The organism is Lactobacillus sp. 3B(2020), assembly GCF_013487845.1.
Taxonomy (GTDB): Bacteria; Bacillota; Bacilli; order Lactobacillales; family Lactobacillaceae; genus Limosilactobacillus; species Limosilactobacillus alvi.
Genome location: NZ_CP047410.1, coordinates 1,208,366 through 1,228,568, shown reverse-complemented (window position 1 = coordinate 1,228,568; position 20,203 = coordinate 1,208,366). Strand labels below are relative to the sequence as shown.

At 45.5% G+C, this 20,203-nt stretch carries 18 protein-coding genes and 1 riboswitch; of the genes, 17 read left to right on the top strand and 1 reads right to left on the bottom strand.

The genetic code is table 11. The features are described 5' to 3' along the window. Positions 1-21: 21 nt before the first annotated feature. Entirely contained in the window at positions 22-1,074 is a 1,053-nt protein-coding gene (locus tag GTO83_RS06040) for a hypothetical protein (protein ID WP_180869691.1), read from the top strand. A gap of 98 nt (positions 1,075-1,172) precedes the next feature. Here the strand turns inward: GTO83_RS06040 and GTO83_RS06035 are convergent, their stop codons facing one another. After that, a complete protein-coding gene (locus GTO83_RS06035) occupies positions 1,173-1,367 on the bottom strand; it encodes a YjzD family protein (protein ID WP_180869689.1) in 195 nt (64 codons plus the stop codon). A gap of 155 nt (positions 1,368-1,522) precedes the next feature. On the opposite strand from GTO83_RS06035, the gene GTO83_RS06030 reads away from it, so the two are divergent. From GTO83_RS06030 to der, 16 genes are all read left to right on the top strand, one after another. Further along, entirely contained in the window at positions 1,523-4,816 is a 3,294-nt protein-coding gene (locus tag GTO83_RS06030; RefSeq protein WP_180869688.1) for a DNA polymerase III subunit alpha, read from the top strand. Positions 4,817-4,960: 144 nt separating this feature from the next. After that, positions 4,961-6,382: a pyruvate kinase gene (gene pyk / locus GTO83_RS06025; protein WP_180869686.1), complete on the top strand. Its 1,422-nt coding sequence runs from the start codon at positions 4,961-4,963 to the stop codon at positions 6,380-6,382. Between the two features lie 187 nt (positions 6,383-6,569). Beyond that, positions 6,570-7,454 (top strand): S1 RNA-binding domain-containing protein, encoded by an 885-nt coding sequence (locus tag GTO83_RS06020; protein WP_180869685.1) that lies wholly within the window; start codon positions 6,570-6,572, stop codon positions 7,452-7,454. After that, positions 7,447-8,346, top strand: coding sequence for a tyrosine-type recombinase/integrase (locus tag GTO83_RS06015; RefSeq protein ID WP_180869683.1), 900 nt, complete (start codon positions 7,447-7,449; stop codon positions 8,344-8,346). Before GTO83_RS06020 ends, GTO83_RS06015 begins: the two co-directional genes overlap by 8 nt. Continuing rightward, positions 8,346-8,723, top strand: coding sequence for a reductase (locus GTO83_RS06010; protein WP_180872145.1), 378 nt, complete (start codon positions 8,346-8,348; stop codon positions 8,721-8,723). Before GTO83_RS06015 ends, GTO83_RS06010 begins: the two co-directional genes overlap by 1 nt. A gap of 5 nt (positions 8,724-8,728) precedes the next feature. Next, positions 8,729-9,499, top strand: a complete 771-nt coding sequence (locus tag GTO83_RS06005) for a ScpA family protein (RefSeq protein WP_180869681.1) — start codon at positions 8,729-8,731, stop codon at positions 9,497-9,499. Next, on the top strand, positions 9,477-10,064 hold the full coding sequence (gene scpB, locus GTO83_RS06000; RefSeq protein ID WP_180869679.1) for an SMC-Scp complex subunit ScpB: 588 nt from the start codon (positions 9,477-9,479) through the stop codon (positions 10,062-10,064). Before GTO83_RS06005 ends, scpB begins: the two co-directional genes overlap by 23 nt. A 3-nt stretch (positions 10,065-10,067) precedes the next feature. Next, positions 10,068-10,787, top strand: a complete 720-nt coding sequence (locus GTO83_RS05995; protein WP_180869677.1) for a pseudouridine synthase — start codon at positions 10,068-10,070, stop codon at positions 10,785-10,787. Between the two features lie 274 nt (positions 10,788-11,061). Further along, the gene (nhaC, locus tag GTO83_RS05990) at positions 11,062-12,447 is read left to right on the top strand and encodes a Na+/H+ antiporter NhaC (RefSeq protein ID WP_180869675.1); all 1,386 of its coding nucleotides are present in this window, start codon (positions 11,062-11,064) and stop codon (positions 12,445-12,447) included. A gap of 97 nt (positions 12,448-12,544) precedes the next feature. Continuing rightward, positions 12,545-12,664: riboswitch (FMN riboswitch) on the top strand. Positions 12,665-12,781: 117 nt separating this feature from the next. After that, a complete protein-coding gene (locus GTO83_RS05985; RefSeq protein WP_180869674.1) occupies positions 12,782-13,357 on the top strand; it encodes an ECF transporter S component in 576 nt (191 codons plus the stop codon). Positions 13,358-13,541: 184 nt separating this feature from the next. After that, entirely contained in the window at positions 13,542-14,567 is a 1,026-nt protein-coding gene (locus tag GTO83_RS05980) for a helix-turn-helix domain-containing protein (protein ID WP_180869672.1), read from the top strand. Then, positions 14,560-16,002: an ATP-dependent DNA helicase RecQ gene (locus GTO83_RS05975; RefSeq protein ID WP_180869671.1), complete on the top strand. Its 1,443-nt coding sequence runs from the start codon at positions 14,560-14,562 to the stop codon at positions 16,000-16,002. The genes GTO83_RS05980 and GTO83_RS05975 overlap by 8 nt, the downstream gene beginning before the upstream one ends. A 57-nt stretch (positions 16,003-16,059) precedes the next feature. Next, entirely contained in the window at positions 16,060-16,641 is a 582-nt protein-coding gene (locus GTO83_RS05970; protein ID WP_180869669.1) for an SAG1386/EF1546 family surface-associated protein, read from the top strand. A gap of 23 nt (positions 16,642-16,664) precedes the next feature. Next, positions 16,665-17,342 carry a (d)CMP kinase gene (gene cmk / locus GTO83_RS05965; RefSeq protein WP_180869667.1) on the top strand — a complete coding sequence of 226 codons (678 nt, stop codon included), beginning with the start codon at positions 16,665-16,667 and terminating at the stop codon, positions 17,340-17,342. 77 nt (positions 17,343-17,419) lie between these two features. Further along, the gene (gene rpsA / locus GTO83_RS05960) at positions 17,420-18,649 is read left to right on the top strand and encodes a 30S ribosomal protein S1 (RefSeq protein WP_180869665.1); all 1,230 of its coding nucleotides are present in this window, start codon (positions 17,420-17,422) and stop codon (positions 18,647-18,649) included. Positions 18,650-18,760: 111 nt separating this feature from the next. Continuing rightward, the gene (gene der, locus GTO83_RS05955) at positions 18,761-20,074 is read left to right on the top strand and encodes a ribosome biogenesis GTPase Der (RefSeq protein ID WP_180869663.1); all 1,314 of its coding nucleotides are present in this window, start codon (positions 18,761-18,763) and stop codon (positions 20,072-20,074) included. Positions 20,075-20,203: the final 129 nt, after the last annotated feature.

Genomic DNA, 20,203 nt, shown 5'->3' with positions numbered 1-20,203 from the left:
AGAGACTGGGAGGAAAATAAATTGAAAAAAACAGGAACGATGTTAATGCTTGGTGCTTGTGCCTTGCTTTTAGCCGCTTGTGGCTCAAACCAGGCAAACTCAAAGTCGGCAACAACCAGTAGTAATCAAACTAGTCAGCCAAGTTATTTAACGGATAAGCATCAAAAATTAACGGCTGGAAAAAAATCACCGCAAGCAAGCGGGGCCATCATTACCACGTACGCTGCGAAAAAGTATGGTGGTGATTGGCTAACGAACCTTAAGCAGGCCAAACAAGGCCAACTAACGATTAACCTGCAAGATCCGGAAAACTACGCCATTCAGGATCCTGGTCAAGGGGTGGTTTATCAAGTTAAGGGAAAGCAAGCCGGGACAATCTATGTCTTGGGTAAGGACAACAATTTCTATCTTTATACTAACGCGTCTCAGACGAATGGCGGGAAACAACTTGGCCACGCTAGCCTCGAGCAAATGATTACTTATTTAAATCAAAAGGGTGGTGCTAAAGTAGCTAAGCAATTGGCAACCAAAGCCACCATTAATGATCAGCGGAGTGGCAATCCAAGCGTAACAACAAGTTCGCCGGCCAAATCAACGGCAACAACCGGAAAATATGGCAATTTAGGAATTTTTAAGATCCCAACAAGTCTGCAGGGCACTTGGTATACGAGTCTTGATGGTAAGATTACTAAGTATGTTATTTCTGATCATCAAATATCTTGGTCCAATGATGATGAAAATGAAACCATGACGGTCTATAAACAGGATGAGTCGTGGTTTAACAGTCATAGTACCAATCCTGATGAGGCGTTGATTGATACCACGAAAAATTGGATTTCCGGAAAATTAGTTAATATTCGTGGCGACCAAGCCGTTCACACCTATGGCTGGGTGCAAGGTGCAGGAGCCGGAGAAAACTATTCGATTAAGACTGAAATGGTTGACGGTCATCAACAAAAAGTATTAGTTATTACCGGAGGAGCCGAAGCTTGGGTTGATTCAATCGGTTATCAATCCCCAACAACTGCCCAAAATAATGAAGATACGCAATTTGACGACCTTAAATACCGGTAAAAACGAATCCAAAGTGAACCGACATTAGTAGTGAGTTTAATATGTACAATCTACAAAAAAAGCTAGAGCAAAAAATGCTCTAGCTTTTTTTAATTCGTTTAGTGTTCCGGGTTTGCGTGGGTGGTAATAAAGGTCCAACAGTTACTTGCAACTACGGCAACAACTGCCCCAAGAATGGCACAGAGTTCGAAGTTAGCTTGCAAGCTTTCCAATTGACTACCAATGTAACCAAGGACCATGCCAAGGATTGCACCCCAGAAGATTACGATGAGATTCTTAAAGATCGTCTTCATAAGTTTCACTCCTTTAGTGGCTATTTCAATTCTAACACAGTTTTTCCAAGTCGGTGTGGTCGGTTTGGAGAAAAAATATTATTTTGGTGATCATTACCGAAAAGGTTGTTATAATTCAATCAGTATTAGTAAGCTGAAAGGAGGAACTTGCCAAGATGGTGCCAGTCAACGTGATTAGTACTTATAGCTTATTAAAAAGCATGATTCGTCCGGAAAAACTAGTTGAATTTGCGAAAGCCCAGGGTTATTCAGCAGTTGCCTTAACGGACGAAAATGTCTTATATGGGGCCGTCAAGTTTTATCATGCTGCCCAAGCCGCCAATTTAACCCCAGTTTTAGGGTTAAAGGTTCGGATAGCAAACTTTATGACGATTGTTTATGCTAAGGGGAGTCAGGGATATCAAGCTTTAAGTCGTTTGTCATCGACAATCATGACCCAAGCGGATCCCCTTTCTTTGGCAACTTTTTTAAAACTGACGGCGAATTTACCGATTGCAGTGGAACCCGCCACCATTTTATTGGCTTACCAGGATCAAGACCTCCAAGCAATCCTCCGGGCATTGACGAAGGAGCATCCCATTGACCTATATGCTGGGATTAATTTGGAGCTTGATCCGGTTCAACAGACGGCCATTCAAAACTGGGCGCAAAAGCATGATCTCCCGTTATTAGCAATGGACCCGGTTGAATATTTAAAGCCAGACGACTACTTTTCAACCCAAGTGCTTCGTGCCATTGGCAATGGTCATGAGATTAAGGATCCGCACTTGGTAGCTAATCGGCAGGGATCCCACTTTTTACGTTCGGCGGCAGAACTGATGCGGGCTTATCAAACCGCCGGCCTAAAAGAAGCAGCTTTAAACACTGAGCGGTTAGCCCGAGAATGCCAATTAACGATCAAGTTCCAAGCGCCAGTTTTGCCAGCCTTTCCGGTCCCAACGGAAGAAAGTAGCCAAGCTTATCTACAAAAACTTTGCCAAGCGGGTTTGCGAGCCCGGGGCTTAACGACGGCGCCGTATCAAGATCGGTTGGCCCACGAATTAGCGCAGATCCACAAACTGGGCTTTGATGATTATTTTTTGATTGTGTGGGATGTGATGCATTTTGTTCACCAGCAAAAGATTACGACTGGACCAGGGCGGGGGTCGGCAGCTGGATCACTGGTTGCTTATGCGCTACAAATAACGGATGTTGATCCGCTCAAATACCACTTACTCTTTGAACGGTTTTTAAATCCCGAACGGGCGCAAATGCCTGATATTGACATGGATATTCCGGATAATCACCGGCAAGCAGTTTTGGCATACATTCACCAACGATATGGTCACCAACGCGTTGCCCAAATTATTACTTTTGGGACGTTAGCCGCTAAACAAGCTCTGAAAGATGTTGCCCGGGTTTTTAGACTGCCAACCTATTTGAGTGACCAACTCAATGAGATTTTGGGGCAGATTCAGATCAAAGATCGTTTGACAATCGCCAAAGCAGTTAAGGATTCCCAAGCCTTGGTCAACTTAATGAGCGACCAACCCTTAGTTGATTTGATTGTCAAAACCGCCCAAAAATTAGAAGGCCTCCCACGCCACGACTCAATTCACGCTGCGGGGATTGTTTTAGCCAACAGCCCCTTAATAGACTTAGTGCCACTCCAAGGTGGTTTTGGTGATGACGAGTTAATGGTTACCCAATATGCCAAGGAGACTGTTGAAGCAGTTGGCCTGTTAAAGATGGACTTTTTAGGTCTCCGGAACCTTACAATCATGGACCTAGCCTTACGATTGATCCATCAACGGCAGCCAGATTTTGATCTGACCAAGATTCCCTTGGATGATTCAGCGACGTTACGGCTATTTAGTCAAGGAAATACGGACGGCATCTTCCAATTTGAATCCCGGGGTATTCGGCGGGTCTTGGTTAATCTCGGTTTAGATAACTTTGAAGACTTAGTTGCCGTAAATGCCTTATATCGGCCCGGTCCGCTAAATAATATTGACCATTTTATTGCCCGTAAACATGGAACGGAAAGTTATCATTTACCTGATCCTAGCCTCCAAGCAATTCTCGGGACGACCTATGGTGTCTTAGTCTACCAAGAACAGGTTATGCAGGTTGCCTCGGTCATGGCGGGCTTTACCTTGGGGCAGGCCGATTTACTTCGCCGGGCAATGAGCCATAAAAATCAGGCCACCATGGAGCAAATGAAGACCCGTTTTCTGGCTGGCGCAGAAAAGAAGGGGTATGCTAAAGCGCTGGCAATTCAGGTTTACGATTATATTGAACACTTTGCCCAATATGGGTTTAATCGCTCACATGCGGTTGCTTATTCGAAGATGGCTTTTGAAATGGCCTACTTAAAAGTTCATTTTCCGGCAGAATTTTTTGTCGCCTTATTAGAAATTGAACCGAACTTTAATAAAAAACGAGATCACTTTGCGGACGCCAAGCAAAGGGGGGTCACGATTGTTGGACCGCGGATTAATCTTTCTCACGCTGGTTTTAGTCTGCAAAATGGGAAAATTATTGTTGGCTTTCAATCGATTCGCGGGCTGCGGTCAGATTTTATCGCTGCCATTTTAAAGGCGCGACAAGCGGGCCCTTTTAAGGATATCTATGATTTTTTAAGCCGGTTACCAGAAAAATGGGCGACAGAAAAGTACTTAGTTCCACTGATCTGCGTGGGGGCTTTTGATGGCCTTGGCTATAACCGCGCCGAGCTCTTGGATAGTTTAGCTGGCTTACTTTCAGGGGGTAAATTCCATCTTTTTGAACCAAGCTTACAACCCATTATGCATCAACTCCCTGAGTTACCACTTGGTGAGCGACTCGCCAAGGAAAATGAATACTTAGGGGTTTATCTTTCTGGTCATCCAGCGAGCCAATATCGAAGCTTACGGCAACAATTGGGTGGCCAATTAATCCATGACGTGCAACCAGACCAACCAACAACTTTGGTCGTTTTGTTTAATCGTTCCCGGACGGTGCACACTAAAAAGGCACATCGACAAATGGCCTTTGTCACCGCAAGTGACGAAAGTGGGCAAATTACCTTAACGATTTTTCCGCAACAATATGCCAAATTCTACCAGTTACTAGCAAAACCAAACCAAATTGTAGCGGTGACCGGGAAATGTGTCCGTCACAATGATGAAACAGAAGTCATTGTTGACCAGCTGAAACTGGCTAATACTTTTAAGCCTACCAACCAGAGGGACTCAGCGCGCTGGGCTTTACGCCTGTTGCCCGAAGTGGCGGAAAGTGGTCTGAAGCGGATTGAAACGGTGATTAAGGAACATCCGGGTAATTATCCGGTGGTGGTTTACGATGTCCAAACGCAAGCTGCCCGGCAATTACTCAATGGGGCAGCTGGGGATGAAGTAACGCACCAGGCTTTCAATGCCGCAATCGGCAGTGCCAATGTGGTATTCCAAAAATTACCACTAAAAAAATAATGAAGCGAATCGCGAATGGATACGCTTACAACTGACTTTTAACGGAAAATTAAAGACACCCCATTTAAAACGTGCTATTATATTCAGTGTGTGATTGAGGGGGCAACCCCAGAAAATGCTTAACGCAAAGGAGAGAGATCACTTATGAAGAAAACCAAGATTGTCAGCACTTTAGGGCCGGCAAGTACGGATGTTGATACGATTGTTAAGTTGATTAAGGCGGGGGCAAATGTTTTCCGCTTCAACTTCTCCCATGGTGACCACCCAGAACACTTGGGCCGGTTGGAAAATGTCCACAAGGCCGAAGAAATCACGGGTAAGAAGGTCGGGATCATGCTCGACACCAAGGGGGCAGAAATTCGGACGACTGTTCAAAAGGACGGTAAGATCGAATACAACATTGGCGACAAGGTTCGGATTTCAATGGATGATAGCCTTGAAGGTGTGCATGACAAGATTGCCGTTACCTACGAAGGACTTTACGACGACGTTAAGGTCGGCGGTCATGTCCTCTTTGATGACGGTTTAATCGACATGTTAGTTGACGAAAAGGATGAAGCTAACAAGGAATTGGTATGTCACGTTTTGAACCATGGGGTCCTTGGTTCACGGAAAGGGGTTAACGCTCCTGGTGTTTCCATTAACCTTCCAGGGATCACGGAAAAGGACTCCAGTGATATCCGCTTTGGTTTGGATCACGATATCAACTTCATTGCTGCTTCCTTCGTTCGGAAGGCCCAAGACGTCTTGGACATTCGTGAATTACTCAAGGAAAAGAACAAGGAAGACGTGTTGATCTTCCCTAAGATCGAATCTCAAGAAGGAATTGACAACTTCGAAGAAATTATTGAAGTTTCTGACGGGTTAATGGTTCCTCGTGGGGATATGGGGGTTGAAATCCCAGCTGAAAATGTTCCTTTGGTTCAAAAGAACATGATTCGGCGTTGCAACGAACTTGGTAAGCCAGTTATCACGGCAACGCAAATGTTGGATTCCATGCAAGAAAACCCACGGCCAACGCGGGCTGAAGTTTCTGACGTTGCTAACGCTGTCTTTGACGGAACTGATGCAACGATGCTTTCTGGTGAAAGTGCTAACGGGGACTACCCAGTTGAATCTGTTGCAACCATGGCTCACATTGACCTTAAGGCTGAAGATAACCTTGACAAGTTTGGCCGGGAAGTCTTTGACTTTGACAAGTCTGATGTGACGGAAACGATTGGTTCTGCTGTGGCAAACGCTGCCCGGGATCTTAACATTAAGACGATCGTTGCTTCAACGAAGTCTGGTTACACGGCCCGGATGATCTCCAAGTACCGTCCATCTGCTGATGTGCTTGCTTTGACTTACGACGAACGGGTACAACGGAGCTTAAACATTAACTGGGGGGTTCAACCATTTGTTGTTGACCGGCCAGAAAGCACAGATGAAATGTTCCAACTTGCCGGTGAAAAGGCTAAGGAACTTGGCTTTGCTAAACCAGGTGACATGATCATCGTTGTTGCCGGATTACCTGGTGGTCACGCTGGTACGACCAACTTAATGCGGGTTATGCAAGTTAAGTAGTAGTCGCATGCGGGAGGAAGCTTTTTCCGCTCGTGACGGCCTTGAAATATTTTAATGCGGAGAGGCTGGGAAGAGACTTTTTGTTTCTTCCCGGCCTTTTTTGCAATCGTCTTTATCTTTCTGGTTAAATTATGTAAAATAGAAAGGTTAAGAAAACTGGTCAAATTAAAGATGAAGGGAAGTTACTATGAATCAAGCACTAGGAAAGGTTGTTACTGCGGTAATGATCGATGAAAATGATGATTATTACTTTGTTCAACCTGAACGAAACGGGCAAACTTACCGGTTAAAAAAGACCGAGGCACCCCAAGTTTTGCATATTGGGGGTTCAGTTCGGGGGTTTGTATATGAAAATGCGGACCACCAACTGCAGATGACCTGTGAACATATCCCTAACATCCAAGTTGACCATTATGATTTTGGGACGGTAGTGAATGTTCGGCGAGATTTGGGGGTCTTTGTTAATATTGGTTTACCCAATAAGGATATTGTTGTCTCCCTAGATGATTTACCAACCCTAAAGCACCTTTGGCCGCAACCCGGGGACCGCTTGTTAATGGCCCTTCAGGTTGATGATCATGATCGGATTTGGGGAAAGCTAGCGGATGACGAAATTTTTCGGACTTTGGCGGCTAAGCCTAACCGGTCCTTGATAAATAAAAATGTTAAGGCGACGGTTTATCGGTTGAAGATGGCTGGTACCTTAGTTCTAACTGAAGATTACCACCTTGGTTTTATTCACCCAAGTGAACGGGATCAAGAGCCGCGCTTAGGTCAAGTAGTAAAGGCCCGGGTGATTGGCCTTTCTTCGCACGGTGGTCTAAATCTTTCCTTGAAGCCTCGAGCTTACCAGGCGATTAATGATGATGCAGAACAAATTTTAGCCTTATTAACCCATAGTCAAACTCACCAGTTAGCCTTGACGGATAAGTCATCGCCAGCAGAAATTAAGACCGTTTTAGGGATTAGTAAGGGGCAATTTAAACGGGCCGTTGGTCACCTGCTAAAGGCGCGCCTAGTTAACCAAGTGAATGGGAAATTAATTTTATTAAAGGATCCAAATCATGACTAGTGAAGAAATGGCTGCACCAGTAAAAGCTTATTTGGAGCAGTTAAAACAACGGCGTTCCCCCAGTACAGTGGCTAATTATGGCTTGGACTTACGACGCATGATGAAAGCTTTGGCGGCTCATGATATTCAGACCTGGAATCAAGTGGATCAATACCTATTAATGCAAGTTGTGACTGAACTTAGTGCCACGGTAAGTGCAGCCTCAATTCAGCGTTATCGTTCAAGTTTACGGCAATTCTACCGTTATTTACTTGAACAACGTTTGGTTGATCATGACCCAACTCAAGATTTAGCTTTGCCGAGACGGGTGATGGCCGAACCAGCCACGCTAAGTGTCGAGGAAACGCTTGCTTTAATTGAAACGATTACGGGAACGGCCCCGTTGGCGATCCGGAACCGGACAATCTTAGAAGTAATGTATGCGACTGGCTTAAAGGTTAGTGAACTCTTAGCCTTAACCAAAGCAGATTTACATTTTAATTTGAATTTTTTGACGGTTCATGATCATCTTGGTAAAGAACGGTTAGTCCCCATTAGTCAACGGGCGCAAAAATGGGTTGAAAAATACTTACAAGTAGCTCGGCCACAGCTTGTAAATTCCGCAAATGAGACCGCAATTTTATTTTTAAATGTGCGTGGTGGGCAACTTTCACGGCAGGCGGTTTGGCAACTATTAAAAAATAGTGCCGCCAAGGCGCAACTTCAAGTAACCGTGACCCCAGAAATCCTACGAGCTAGCTTAAAGGCCCACTTACTAGCTAACCAAGCTGATTATTTAGCGGTGGTCCAAATTTTAGGCAATCGGATCCAGAATATGCCACTTTTGCCACTCAAGCGGATCCAAGAAGTTTATCGCACTTGTTTACCGACAGCCCTTGAGGAGGGGGAATGATGTTAGTCCCATATCGCAAAGACTATCAAAAAATTGTAATGGGGTTGCTATCCTTTAGCGAGGATTTACCGAACTATAACTACCTTCAAGCGGAAATTGATTGGTCGAACCTAACGCATTATCCAATCTATCTCTGGAAGACCCCCTATTCGGAACAGTTTATTGGGGTTGTGGTGCTGGAAGTTGGGGATGAATATGTCTTAGTCCGCCGGCTTTCTTTTCCGCCTAGTGAACGGTCAGGAAAAAATGTGTATGATTTTTTGACGGCAATCGAACAACAATATCCGGGAAAACGGATCATGGGAACCTTAGATACCCAACCCCTAATTACTAACTGGGCGCGGAGTAGTCGCTATCGGGTAAAAAAGGGGCGTTAGGATAAATGGCAGATAAAATTATGATGGGGGCGGAAAAACCCTTTATTCATCTCGGCGATTTTGATGGTCCTTTGGATTTACTATTGCACCTGATCCGCCAAGATAAAGTGGATATTTATGATATCCCAATTGAAAAGATCACCCGGCAATATGTGAAAATTCTGAAGGAAAATCAGCAACATCAATTAGAAATTGCGGGGGAATATTTTGTGATGGCGTCAACCTTGATGCGGATTAAAAGTCAACTCTTATTGCCAGCGCCTCCGGTTGATGAAGAGGAACTTGCAGTCGACACTGATCCGCGCGCAGAATTAGTTGATCAATTATTGGAATACCAACGCTATCAAGTAGCAGCTAAACACCTGGAAGCAAAGGCCGAAGCGCGGCAACGAGAATACACTCGAGAAGCAATGCAAGTTCCTCCAGAGCTTGTGGTTAAGCGGGTTCAACCTGGGGTTAGTATTGATAAACTGAAGGCTGCTTTTGAAGAATTACTGCAGCGCCGGCAAATCCCGGAGCTCCCAGTTGCCGAAACAGCACCGGAAAAAATTACCGTGGCCGAGCGAATTGCTTATATTCGTCAAGCTGTTGACCATCCGGTCCGGTTCGTGGACTTGTTTGCCGATCAACTAACCCGGGACAATTTGGTAACGACCTTTATGGCTCTCCTGGAACTTTGCCGCCACCAGGTTGTCCGGGTTAATCAGCCCGAAGCGTTTGGCCCATTAATTGTGACGAAAGGAAGCATGTTTGATGAACAACCAAGCGAAAATTGAGGCCCTCTTGTTTATTGCCGGGGATGAAGGAATTACCTTGGGGGACCTTGCGAACCTAACGGGGCTTTTAAAACCGGCCGTGCAAGGTTTATTAGGTGAAATCGCTGAAAAGTACACCCAGGACAAGACGTGTGCTCTGAAACTCCTGGTTAGTGCCGATACTTATCGCCTTGCGACCAAAGGAGAACTGGCACCGGTCGTAAAAGATTATTTTGAAACGCCATTAACAATCCCGTTGACCCCAGCTTTGCTTGAGGTTTTGGCCATTATTGCTTATCGGCAACCAATTACGCGGATCGAGATTGATGATCTGCGGGGGGTCCAAAGCTCGGGTTCAATTCAAAAATTAGTAGTGCGGGGATTAGTCGAAACCAAAGGGCGCTTGAATGTTCCCGGTCGTCCTTTCCGGTACGTGACCACGACCGCCTTCTTAGATTATTTTGGCTTGGCTGATTTAGCTGAACTACCACCGCTGAGTGAACCAGCTGAAGAGATTATGGACAGCGAGCAATTCGCTCAGGCCTTAGCGCAGCGTCGGCAAAGGTTAGAGAAAGCAGAGGATTAGAAAATGGAACGACTACAAAAAGTGATTGCCCATGCGGGGGTGGCTTCGCGGCGGGCAGCCGAAAAATTAATTCAAGCTGGCCGGGTGGAAGTCAACGATCAGATTGTGACGGAATTAGGGATCCAGGTTAAACAAAGTGACCAGATTAAAGTTGATGGGGTGCCGCTAAAAAAAGAACCCTTAGTTTACTTCCTATTAAATAAACCACGAGGGGTGATCTCCTCCGCTCATGACGAAAAAGGCCGTAAAACGGTTGTCGATATCTTTAAGGAGGCGGGCATTGAGGAACGCATTTATCCAATTGGCCGGCTCGATTATGATACGACCGGGCTCTTATTGTTGACGAATGATGGGGATTTAACAAATCAATTAATGCATCCAAAGTTTGAGGTTGATAAGGTCTACGTTGCCAAAGTGAAAGGCCGGGTCAGCAATGAAGCCCTGAAGACTTTACGGACCGGGGTGAAGATTGATGGTCGCTTGACGGCCCAAGCAAAAGCCAAAGTCGTATCGGTTAGTGATGACCGGAAGCACAGTATTGTCCGGCTAACGATTCACGAAGGTCATTATCATCAAGTGAAAAAAATGCTGAAAGCCGTTGGTAATCCAGTGGTTAAATTGCATCGGGAAGAATATGCCGGACTGACCTTAGCCGGCCTCCCTTCAGCGGGGCAATGGCGAAAGCTGCGCCCAAATGAAGTTAAAGCTTTAAAACAACTTTAGCTTGTAAATTGGTGGGCAGAATGTTAAAGTAATGACAATAAATTTCAGGATAACGATCAGTAGGGCCTCATCTCAAGGGTCAGCGAACTAGCGGTTGGTGAAAGCTAGGCAGGATGAAAGCTCCGAATTACCCGTTAAAGGTCCTGAACGGATTGGTTAGTGCCGTTATCGACTAGCAAGAGTGGGGAAAATTCCCTAGCTAGGTGGTACCACGGTAAAAGATCGTCCCAGCAAGTATGATGCTTGCTGGGATTTTTTGTTTGGAGGAATTTTAATGAAAAAAGAGGTTCAGCTTAATGAGGCGGTAAGCATCCTCGTTTTAATGTTAATCGTGCTTGGCATTAGTGTGATCGGTTTGGGCTTGATGCCAAATATTCCGGTTTTAGCTGTGATTGGCGCTTTGATGGGTTGGCTCCGTTTCCGCGGGTTTACCTGGGATGACTTGATGGCGGGGATCAAACAAGGGATTTCGACGGCGATTATCCCCATCTTTATTTTTATGTTAATTGGGACCCTAATTGCGGTTTGGATTCAAGCCGGGGTCATTCCGTCATTAATGGTTTTAGGTTTTCACTTAATTAATGCGGCCTTCTTTATCCCCTCCGTTTTTGTGGTCTGTTCCTTGGTTGGGGTTGCGATTGGGAGTGGGTTCACAACAATCTCAACCGTTGGAATTGCCCTTTTTGGGATGGGGACAACCATGGGGATTAATCCCGCTTTGACAGCCGGGGCAATTATTTCAGGAGCGGTCTTTGGTGATAAGATGTCGCCATTGTCTGATTCAACAAATCTTGCTTCCGCGGTGGCCGGGAGTGACTTGTTTGCCCACATCAAAAATATGATGTGGACGACAATTCCCGCTTTTGTGGTCTCCTTAGTTGTTTTCGCCGTACTTGGTTACTCCAATCAAGGGGTAAGTTTGACGAAGATGGCGCCCACTTTGCACACTTTAACGACTCACTTCTCAGTTTCGTGGTGGGCAGCGGTCCCCGTTGGCTTGATGTTAATTTGTGCTTGGAAAAAAATCCCGGCGATTCCAACCTTGTTTATGAATATTTTTGTTGCTATTCTGATGATTTTTGCCTTTGATCCCCACTTCACCTTGGCAAAATTAGCGCAGCTTGCCCAAAGTGGTTACATTGCAAAGACTGGTAACTCAACGGTTGACACCCTCTTAACTCGGGGCGGGATTACCAGTATGATGGGGACAGTCGCTTTAATCATCATGACCCTCGCCCTAGGGGGGATCTTGATGCACACGGGGATTATTGAAAATGCGATGGCCCCGGTTGCGGCCCGTTTACAAAAACCGGGACGGTTGGTTACCGCGACGATTTTTGCCGGCATTGGCATTAATCTCTTTGTTGGGGAACAATACCTTTCCGTTATCTTACCAGGGAATGCCTTTAAGCATGCCTTCTTCCGGATTAAACTGGACCCCTTAGCTTTAAGTCGGGTGCTGGAAGATGGGGGTAGTGTGATTAATTACCTCATACCGTGGGGGGTTGCCGGTTCTTTTGCGGCTGGGGCCTTGGGGGTTCCAGTTACCCACTTCTTGCCATTTGCCCTCTTTAGTTTACTTTCCCCGATTTTCTCCATTTTAAGTGGTTTGACCGGTATTGGTTTGAAGCGAGCACCAGCAGGGGAAGAAAAAATCTAGGCGGGAGCAGGCAACTTAGTAACCGATTTACTTGTAAAGGGTAAGTCATCATGCTATTCTTAGGGTGTACGAAAAGTACGTCAATAAAATATTTTTGGTTTGTCTTCAAGGCAGGGTGTAATTCCCGACCGGCGGTATAGCCCGCAACCCGCATAAGCGGTGGAATCTGGTGTAATTCCAGGTGCCGACAGTATAGTCTGGTAGATAGAAGATTGCCATGGTCTACATGGATGAATTAGGTAGCTGGGGACAAACTTTGCTTTGTGCCCAGCTTTTTGATTGTAACCTGGCTAATACCTACACGAGAAGGCAACCTCACAGGAGGTTTTGTCCCATGTCACTTTCACATTCACGGATGCAACGGTATACTCTAACGGCTTGCTTTGGGGCGTTAGCATTTTTGTTAATGCTCTTTGAATTTCCGGTGATCCCGGTTGTTTCGTACCTGAAGCTCGATTTTTCTGACTTACCAGTGTTACTGGGGACAATTATGTATGGGCCAGTAACGGGGATCATGATTACCATCATTAAGTTGCTGTTGCACGGGGCAGTCCGGGGCTTTTCACCGGTTGAATTGCTCGGTTTATTTGCTAGCTTCTGTTCTTCTTTATCCCTCTTATTACCGGTTGCTTGGTTTTTCCGGAAAAATAGCCAGTTTACCTTTAAGCGGGCGATGCTTTGGAGTGGGATTACGGGAACTTTAGTTTTAGCCCTTGTGATGACGGTCTTTAATCTTTACGTCTTAACCCCAATGTATATGAAGATGTTCGGTTGGCAACCAACCCTGCCCATTCCCCAATTAATGGCCTTTGGGGTCTTGCCGTTTAACATCATTAAGGGGATTATTGTAAGTGCTGTCTTGGCGATTATTGCTAGTCGGATGAAACATTTCTTGCATATTAGCGATTAATAATTAGCGTCCTGTTGATTTAGTGATTTAAGTAGCGCCACCAATCAGGTTAGATCAGATCACCACGATCTGCTAACTTTTGATTGGTGACTTTTTACTAAATTGTATTAAAATAACTACTCAAGTTAAGTTAAGCAAGTTATGATAGAAATTAAATGACTTGAACAACAGGGTGGTGAAATTAGTGGTGGATTATCTCCTGGCCTTATTTAGTGGCCGTCCCCGGCGGATCCGAGTAATTGAAGGAACGCTGCAAGGAAAGCGAACCATTACGAATTTATTTTGGGCGCAAAACTATGGCATCTTGCCGTATTTGGGAGCGGATCGCCATTTATCACGCCAAACTTACGACCAATGGTTAATGGTCCAAGCGCAGGCAGGTAATTTAATCCTAGCTGATCAGACGGCACAGTTGACGGAAAAGGGCTTAGCAGCCCAAATGACGTGGCAAGCTAATCATTATCAGCCACGATTTGGCCAGTGGACCTGGATTGCAAATTGGCAACGGCTAGCTGACCGGGTTTTATTAGCGGTGCAATTAGTCTCAGAATTTGCATATCATAATCGCCGATATTCCCCCCTAAGTTTACCTTGGCATGAAAAACTAGCGGTTCGGAATTGGTTTTTGCATCACGATGGACAAATTGTGAGCCAAGTCAAAACGGAATTAGCAGCGGTTTTAACCCAATTAGCGAAAGTTGATGAGCGCTTGAGTAATCTTTTTGCCTACCGCTTAATTGGTCATGAATCAGTTGGCTGGTCAGCCATGGAGGCTAGTCGCCAACTTGGCATCCAAGCAAGTGACCTTTTTTGGATGGAACGGGATGCTTGGCTCTTTTTTGCCCATTCCTTAGCCCAGTCCACTGGGGCCCTAACGGAGCTTGTTTTGCCCCTGTTAGCAACGACGCCTTTAAGTAGCAGTGCCCAGCAAACGTTAACCGCCTTTTTAGGTGGCCATTCGATCGAGGAGATTAGTCACGCCCGGCGGCTTAGGGTTGGAACCATCAGAGAGCATCTTTTGCAAGCCGTCATTCTCTTACCAGGCCAGCTACCGCTAGCGCGTCTCCTCCCATCGCAGGTTGAGGCTAAGTTACAACAACAATATCAAGGACCGGTGGCAGAGTGGCGGTTTACGCCGCAAAGTACCGATCCGGGGCATGAATTCTTCTATTTTCGGTTATTTCAGGTTAAGGTGATGCAAGATGGATGAGGCAAAATTAACCCAGCTTTTGCAGGCTCATTTTGGGTTTAAACACTTTCGTTCCGGCCAATTTGAAACTTTACAGGCGGTTTTGGCGAGGCAAGATACGCTTGCCATTTTACCGACTGGTGGAGGCAAGAGCCTGCTATACCAACTGCCAGCTTATTTGCTACCGGGAACCATCTTGATTATCTCACCCTTAATATCCTTAATGCAGGATCAAGCGGACCGGATCACCCGGCAAGGTGATTTTCGCGCGGTGGTCTTAAATTCGGCCGTCAATAATCAAGATCAAACTGCCATTTTAGCGACCCTTAGTCGGTATCGCTTTATTTTTACCTCACCAGAAACCTTAGGTCGGGGGCCAGTTTTAGGGGCGTTACGTCAGTTGACAATCAGCCTCTTTGTCATTGATGAGGCCCACTGTGTTTCCGAATGGGGGCCGGATTTTCGACCGGAATACCTCCTTTTAAAAGCAGCAATTCAGGCTTTGCGGCCGCGATCAACTTTACTTTTAACGGCTACGGCAACGAAACGGGTTACCCAGGATATTTTAACGAAGGTCGGTTTGCCAACAGAGCAAGTCACCATTATTCGGCAATCAGTTAATCGGGCCAATCTCTTTTTAGCCGTCCAAGAACTTGAAAATTCCCTTGCAAAACAAACCTATCTGCAAGCAACCCTTCCCAAACTCGGTGGACCAGGGGTAATTTACTTTTCTAGCCGCAAACAGGCGGATGCCATGGCAAGCTGGTTAACGACGGTTTCTGATCTCCGGGTAGCTGCTTATCATGCTGGTTTAGAAGCGGTGGAACGCTTTCGGATTCAAAATCAATTTATGCAAAATGAACTGGACGTAATCTGCGCAACCAGCGCTTTTGGGATGGGAATTGATAAAAATGATCTGCGTTATGTGATTCATTACCATCTGCCAGCGAGTCTAGCCGCCTATACCCAGGAAATCGGTCGTGCTGGTCGGGATGGGCAACCGGCCTTAGCACTGTTGCTGTATGCACCGGGGGATGAGAGCATTCCGGAATTGTTAACCCAGGTCGAATTACCATCCCAGACCCAAATGGAAAGGGTCTTAACTGGTAAAATTTCGCCAACGCTGCTTGGGGAAAAAGGACCGGTAATTAATTTTTACCTCCATCACGGTTACCAACCGCAAGATTTACCGGCCCTGTTTAACCAGCAAGCTAAGCGGGCACGACAACGAATTAACCAGATGTTAGCCTATGTTAAAAATCAGACTTGTCGCCGAAAAATGTTGCTGGCGGCCTTTGATGAAGGCGAGCATAAACAGACACCATGTTGTGATTTTCACCAGCCAGATTGGCAACCAAGTGACTTTGGTCTTGGAAAAACAAAGCCTACTAAAGTAAAGCGGCGGCAATTGGATTGGCAAAAGCAATTAAATCGACTATTCAACTGTCAGAACTAGAAACCGGTGAGTAATTTTGCTAGAATAATTTTATTAGACCCGCGAGGAGGAAAGAAAATGAAGCGTCGGGAAGACGAACGAAATGTGGATGAAAACCTCTGGGACAAAACTTTTGAGGATAATCAAGATTTAGGTAAGGATGGTCATTTATCACGGATCGAGCACCGAAAGCAAAGTTCAGCCAATGCCAGATTCACTACGATCCTAGTCGTTTTAATTATTATTCTGGCGGCCACCCCGATTATTTATTGGCTAAATCATGAAAAGTCTTTTAACCACCCAGTTCAACATACAGAACAGGTAGCTAAAGCTAGTTCAAACGCTAAAAAAAAAGTCCATTCTGCAACCCACCAAGGCAAATCAGCAACTCAGTCAACCAAGCATAGCAAGGCTAAGTCGGCTAGCAGTAAAAAAAGTCAGGCTTTAAGCTCAAGTTCAAGTGGGATGGAAGCTTCCAGTAGTACAAGTAGTAGCCAAAACAATAGTTCGAGTGCGGCTAGTTACGTTAAAGTGCAAGCTGGTCAGGGAATTTACCGAGTTGCAGCTAATAATGGTTTGACGGTCGATGAATTGGCTCAATTAAACGGAATTTCACCGTCAACTAAGCTCTACCCGGGTCAACAATTACGAGTTAAATAGGATCTTAAAGAGGAGTGTTATCTTTGAAAGGGTTACAAGTTGCCATTGATGGACCAGCCTCAGCTGGTAAAAGTACCGTGGCAAAATTGGTTGCTAAGCGCTTTGGTTATGTCTACTGTGATACTGGGGCAATGTACCGGTCAGTTACTTTAGCGGCCTTGCAAAAAGGGATCAACGTTAAAGATCAAGCTGCCGTGACCAAAGTTGCTCAGGCAATCCAAATCACCTTTAAGCCAGGCGAACCCGAACAACGGGTCTTTATTGATGGTCAAGAGGTGACCGAAGCAATTCGTTCAAACGAAGTCAACGCTAACGTTTCCGTGGTTGCTGCGGTTCCCGCTGTGCGCAAAGAGATGGTGGCGCAACAACGAAAAATTGCTGAAGCTGGCGGGATTGTGATGGACGGTCGCGATGTGGGGACCACGGTCTTACCAGATGCTGAAGTAAAGATCTTTTTGGTTGCTTCAGCCTATGAACGGGCGCGGCGTCGCTTTGAAGAAAACAAACAAAAAGGGATTGCAACAACAACTTTAGCTGAATTACAGGCGGCCATTGAACGGCGGGATAAACTAGATTCTGAACGGGAAGTTTCACCGCTGACCCAGGCCAAAGATGCCATCCGACTGGATTCAACTCACTTGTCAATCGAAGAAGTGGTTGATGAAATTAGTGCAATTATCAAAAAAGTTGAAGGAAATTAGTTTTATCCCTAGTCAAAACCAATTTTATCTAGTAAAATGAAAGTCAGAGTTGATTGTTGCAAGGAGGATATTTTTAGATGGCTGAAATCGAAAACAATAACGCGATGTTAGAAGCGCTTGACAGCATCAAGCAAGTAAATGTAGGTGATGTTGTTAAGGGTAAGGTACTGCAAATCGATGACGATCGCCAAGCAATCGTTGGGATTGAGGACGCAGGTGTTGAAGGGATTGTTCCCGCTAACCAATTGTCCACGAAGCCAGTCGATGACATCAATGAAGTAGTCAAGGTTGGGGACGTTTTGGACTTGGTTGTAATCTCCAAGATTGGCAGCGATAAGGAAAACGGTAGCTACCTGCTTTCACACCGTCGCTTAGAAGCCATGAAAGTTTGGAACGAAATCCAAAAGAAGTTTGAAGCCGGTGAAACGATCACTGCTAAGGTTACCCAAGCTGTTAAGGGTGGTTTAGTAGTTGACGCTGGTGTTCGTGGGTTCGTTCCAGCATCAATGATTACTGACCACTACGTTGAAGACTTGAAGCAATTCGTTGGTCAAGAATTAGAATTCAAGATTATCGAAATTGAACCAAGCGAAAACCGCTTGATCCTTTCTCACAAGGAAATTGTCAAGGCTCAACACGAAGCTGTTGCTAAGAAGATCTTTAGCGAATTAGCTGCTGGTGATGTTGTTGAAGGTAAGGTTGCACGGATGACGAACTTCGGTGCCTTCATCGACCTCGGTGGTGTTGATGGTTTGGTCCACGTTTCTGAAATTTCATACGACCACGTTGACAAGCCAAGTGATGTTCTTTCTGTTGGCCAAGACGTTAAGGTTAAGGTATTGAGCGTTGACCCAGAACGGGAACGGATTTCCCTTTCTATCAAGCAAACGTTGCCTGGACCATGGGATGACATTGAAGAAAAAGCGGCTGAAGGAACGGTTCTTGAAGGAACGGTTAAGCGGCTTACGAGCTTTGGTGCATTTGTTGAAGTCTTCCCTGGCGTTGAAGGTTTGGTTCACATTTCCCAAATCTCCCACAAGCACATTGCTACGCCAGCTGATGTTTTGAAGCCAGGCCAAGAAGTTAAGGTTAAGGTTATCAACGTTGACCCAGCTCAACAACGGCTTGGTCTTTCCATCAAGGCCTTAGAAGAAAAGCCTGAAGGGGAAGAAAACAACAACAACCGTGGTAACCGCGGTAACCGTCGTCCACGGCGTAACAACTACGCTGCTGACGCTCCGGAAGAAGAAAGTGGCTTTACCCTTGGTGATTTGATCGGTGACGAATTAAAGAACGCCGGCAAGTAAGCCAAGTTAATCATTTAAATTGGGCGGTGACCGGATAGTCGCCGTCTTTTTATTTTGAAAAAGATATCCGCGATGAAGAACTGCTAATTTTTAATTGAAAGGAGCAACAAAATGGCAAATCCAATTGTGGCCATTGTCGGCCGACCAAACGTTGGCAAATCGACCCTGTTCAACCGGATTGTTGGGGATCGGATTTCAATTGTTGAAAATACGCCAGGTGTTACCCGGGATCGGATCTATGCCCACGCAGAATGGCTGGGGAAGGAATTTAGCTTAATTGATACCGGTGGGATTGAAATTTCTGATCAACCGCTAGTCACCCAAATTCGGCAACAAGCCGAAGTGGCGATTGATGAAGCTGATATTATTATTCTGGTCGTTAACGTCGAAAATGGCATTACCGATGCTGATGAACAAGTGGCCCAACTCTTATACAAGTCGAAAAAGCCAGTTGTCTTAGCCGTAAATAAAGTTGATAACCCAGAACGGCGGACCGATATTTATGACTTTTATTCCCTGGGGTTAGGTGAACCTTATCCCGTTTCCAGTGTTCACGGGGTTGGCCTGGGGGACATGTTGGATGAAGTGATTAAGCACTTCCCCGAAGAAAAGGCCAAACCAGCTGACGATACGATTCGCTTTAGCTTGATCGGGCGGCCAAATGTGGGCAAATCTTCCATCGTGAATGCCATGTTAGGGGAACAACGGGTAATTGTTTCCGATATTGCTGGGACTACCCGGGACGCCATTAATACCAACTTTGTCGGTGATGATGGCCAGAAGTATACCATGGTTGACACCGCGGGGATTAAAAAGCAAGGTAAGCTCTATGAAAATACCGAACGCTACGCCTTGATGCGGTCAATGAAGGCGATTGATGATTCAGACGTGGTCTTAGTGGTCCTCAATGCTGAAGAAGGGATTCGTGAACTTGACAAGCACGTCGCCGGCTATGCTCATGAAGCCGGCCGGGCCGTGATCATCGTTGTCAATAAATGGGATACAATCCCGGATCGTGACCAGCGGACGATGACGGACTTTACCAACTTGATCCGCCAAGAATTTCAATACCTTGCCTATGCTCCAATTATCTTTGTCTCCGCGAAAACTAAGCAACGGTTGAATAAACTTCCGGCGATGATTCAAATGGTTGAGGCTAATCACCAACGGCGGATTCAATCATCAGTCTTGAATGACGTTTTGATGGATGCCTTAGCTGCTAATCCAACGCCAACGGTTAACGGGAAGCGACTACGGGTTTACTATGCGACCCAAGTGGCCGTGGCCCCACCAACTTTTGTGGTTTTTGTGAACGATCCTGATCTAATGCACTTCTCCTACCAACGGTATTTAGAAAATCAGATCCGGGCGGCCTTTGACTTTACGGGGACGCCAATTCACGTGATTAAACGGAAACGAAAGTAGTAGTCACAGAAGAGATTGTTGGATGTCAAATTCTTAAAATCCTTACGTCCTCATTTGCCTTAGCTTACTTATTTAAGTAGTAAACTTTATTTTAATAATAATTTAGTAAAAACTTTTTAAAATGCCTTG

Coding starts and splice junctions, on each gene's coding strand:
- GTO83_RS06035 (WP_180869689.1), bottom strand. CDS start 1,367: ATGAAGACGATCTTTAAGAATCTCATCGTAATCTTCTGGGGTGCAATC.
- GTO83_RS06030 (WP_180869688.1), top strand. CDS start 1,523: ATGGTGCCAGTCAACGTGATTAGTACTTATAGCTTATTAAAAAGCATG.
- pyk (WP_180869686.1), top strand. CDS start 4,961: ATGAAGAAAACCAAGATTGTCAGCACTTTAGGGCCGGCAAGTACGGAT.
- GTO83_RS06020 (WP_180869685.1), top strand. CDS start 6,570: ATGAATCAAGCACTAGGAAAGGTTGTTACTGCGGTAATGATCGATGAA.
- GTO83_RS06015 (WP_180869683.1), top strand. CDS start 7,447: ATGACTAGTGAAGAAATGGCTGCACCAGTAAAAGCTTATTTGGAGCAG.
- GTO83_RS06010 (WP_180872145.1), top strand. CDS start 8,346: ATGTTAGTCCCATATCGCAAAGACTATCAAAAAATTGTAATGGGGTTG.
- GTO83_RS06005 (WP_180869681.1), top strand. CDS start 8,729: ATGGCAGATAAAATTATGATGGGGGCGGAAAAACCCTTTATTCATCTC.
- scpB (WP_180869679.1), top strand. CDS start 9,477: ATGAACAACCAAGCGAAAATTGAGGCCCTCTTGTTTATTGCCGGGGAT.
- GTO83_RS05995 (WP_180869677.1), top strand. CDS start 10,068: ATGGAACGACTACAAAAAGTGATTGCCCATGCGGGGGTGGCTTCGCGG.
- nhaC (WP_180869675.1), top strand. CDS start 11,062: ATGAAAAAAGAGGTTCAGCTTAATGAGGCGGTAAGCATCCTCGTTTTA.
- GTO83_RS05985 (WP_180869674.1), top strand. CDS start 12,782: ATGTCACTTTCACATTCACGGATGCAACGGTATACTCTAACGGCTTGC.
- GTO83_RS05975 (WP_180869671.1), top strand. CDS start 14,560: ATGGATGAGGCAAAATTAACCCAGCTTTTGCAGGCTCATTTTGGGTTT.
- GTO83_RS05970 (WP_180869669.1), top strand. CDS start 16,060: ATGAAGCGTCGGGAAGACGAACGAAATGTGGATGAAAACCTCTGGGAC.
- rpsA (WP_180869665.1), top strand. CDS start 17,420: ATGGCTGAAATCGAAAACAATAACGCGATGTTAGAAGCGCTTGACAGC.
- der (WP_180869663.1), top strand. CDS start 18,761: ATGGCAAATCCAATTGTGGCCATTGTCGGCCGACCAAACGTTGGCAAA.